General features: G+C 64.5%; 1 protein-coding gene. It reads left to right on the forward strand.

What is annotated here, in order from left to right; all coding sequences use genetic code 11:
• Nucleotides 1-903, forward strand: a 903-nt coding sequence (locus tag LH128_RS29735) for a sigma-70 factor domain-containing protein (protein ID WP_008833410.1), incomplete at both ends; no start/stop codon positions are given.

The following is a 903-nucleotide window of genomic DNA, read 5'->3' on the forward strand; positions in this document are numbered from 1 at the left end:
CGACGACGGGGCAGTTTTCGAAAGCCGCGGGCCGAAGCCGAAAAAAGCGGAGAGCCTGGGCAGCACGGATGATCCCGTGCGCATGTACCTGCGCGAGATGGGCGCTGCGGAGATGCTCACCCGTGAGGGAGAGGCCGCCATCGCCAAGCGGATCGAAGCGGGCCGCGACATGATGATCCAGGGCCTGTGCGAAAGCCCGCTGACGTTCCATGCCATCATCCGCTGGTCCGACGCGCTCGATGCCGGAGACATGCAACTGCGCGAGATTCTCGATCTCGACGCGATGCTTTCGAAGGAGCCGCAGTCCGAGACGTTCGCTGAAGGCGGCGAAGCAGACGATGGCGGCGAGATCAGCGAGAAGACTGCAGGCCCATCCTTCAGCGATGAAGAGGAGCCGGAAGAGCAGGACGCCGGTCAACTGGACGAGGACGGCAATCCGGCCTCGACCCCGCGAACCGAAGAGGCGGACGCGGACGAGGGCGGTATCAGCCTCGCGCAGATGGAAGCGGCGCTCATGCCCGGGGCGCTGGAGAAATTCGCGCTCATCGCCGGATTGTTTCGCAGTTTCGAGGCGCTTCAGGTAGGCCGCATGGAGGCGGCAGGGCTTGGTATCACTTTCCCCGAGGCGAAGGAGGAACAGTACCAGCAGCTGCGGGCCGAACTCACCGCGGAGGTGGAGTCGGTCAAGTTCCATGCGGCCAAGATCGAGCAGCTGATCGACAACCTCTACGTGTCCAATCGCCGTCTCACAGCGCTGGGCGGTCAGATGCTGCGGCTGGTCGAGCGGCACAAGGTGAAGCGCGCCGATTTCCTCGAAGCCTACGTCGGCCGTGAACTGGATGACACCTGGGTGGCCGAGATGGCAGGCAGGGACAAGAAATGGGCCGCGTTCGCCGCCGCCGA

The organism is Sphingomonas sp. LH128 (assembly GCF_000293195.2).
Lineage (GTDB): Bacteria > Pseudomonadota > Alphaproteobacteria > Sphingomonadales > Sphingomonadaceae > Novosphingobium > Novosphingobium resinovorum_A.